The sequence below is a fragment of the Micrococcus terreus genome, from assembly GCF_900116905.1.
Classification (GTDB): domain Bacteria; phylum Actinomycetota; class Actinomycetes; order Actinomycetales; family Micrococcaceae; genus Citricoccus; species Citricoccus terreus.
Genome location: NZ_FPCG01000030.1, coordinates 1 through 1,396, shown reverse-complemented (window position 1 = coordinate 1,396; position 1,396 = coordinate 1). Strand labels below are relative to the sequence as shown.

1 rRNA gene is annotated in these 1,396 nt (G+C 56.0%); it reads left to right on the top strand.

Going from position 1 to position 1,396, the window contains the following annotated elements:
• Nucleotides 1-1,320 (top strand): 23S ribosomal RNA (locus BM355_RS13985); the annotation flags it as partial.
• Between the last annotated feature and the right edge of the window lie 76 nt (nt 1,321-1,396).

Genomic DNA, 1,396 nt, shown 5'->3' with positions numbered 1-1,396 from the left:
CGAGGTCCCAGCCGCCCGTACCCCAAACCGACACAGGTGGTCAGGTAGAGAATACTAAGGCGATCGAGAGAATCATGGTTAAGGAACTCGGCAAAATGCCCCCGTAACTTCGGGAGAAGGGGGGCCCTAACCCTGATCAGCACATGCTGCTGTGAGGGGATCAGGGCCGCAGAGACCAGGGGGAAGCGACTGTTTATCAAAAACACAGGTCCGTGCGAAGTCGCAAGACGATGTATACGGACTGACTCCTGCCCGGTGCTGGAAGGTTAAGAGGACCCGTTAGCTTCGGCGAAGCGGAGAATTTAAGCCCCAGTAAACGGCGGTGGTAACTATAACCATCCTAAGGTAGCGAAATTCCTTGTCGGGTAAGTTCCGACCTGCACGAATGGAGTAACGACTTCCCCGCTGTCTCAACCATGAACTCGGCGAAATTGCATTACGAGTAAAGATGCTCGTTACGCGCAGAAGGACGGAAAGACCCCGAGACCTTTACTATAGTTTGGTATTGGTGTTCGGTGTGGCTTGTGTAGGATAGGTGGGAGACTGTGAAGCCGGCACGCCAGTGCTGGTGGAGTCATCGTTGAAATACCACTCTGGTCACTCTGGACATCTAACTTCGGCCCGTGATCCGGGTCAGGGACAGTGCCTGATGGGTAGTTTAACTGGGGCGGTTGCCTCCCAAAATGTAACGGAGGCGCCCAAAGGTCCCCTCAGCCTGGTTGGCAATCAGGTGTCGAGTGCAAGTGCACAAGGGGGCTTGACTGTGAGAGAGACATCTCGAGCAGGGACGAAAGTCGGGACTAGTGATCCGGCGGCTCGTTGTGGAACGGCCGTCGCTCAACGGATAAAAGGTACCTCGGGGATAACAGGCTGATCTTGCCCAAGAGTCCATATCGACGGCATGGTTTGGCACCTCGATGTCGGCTCGTCGCATCCTGGGGCTGGAGTAGGTCCCAAGGGTTGGGCTGTTCGCCCATTAAAGCGGTACGCGAGCTGGGTTCAGAACGTCGTGAGACAGTTCGGTCCCTATCCTCTGCGCGCGTAGGAAATTTGAGAAGGTCTGTCCTTAGTACGAGAGGACCGGGACGGACGAACCTCTGGTATGTCAGTTGTACCGCCAGGTGCACCGCTGATTAGCTACGTTCGGAACGGATAACCGCTGAAAGCATCTAAGCGGGAAGCCAGCTTCGAGATGAGATTTCCACAGGCTACGGCCTGGGAGGCCCCCAGCAGAACACTGGGTTGATAGGCCGGACGTGGAAGCAAGGACTAAAGACTTGTGAAGCCGACCGGTACTAATAGGCCGATAACTTACACACACACCCACCCCCCCAGGGGGTGGGGACCAATTGATGTGCGCGTCCACTATGCGGTTGACACCCAACAACCCACCCCC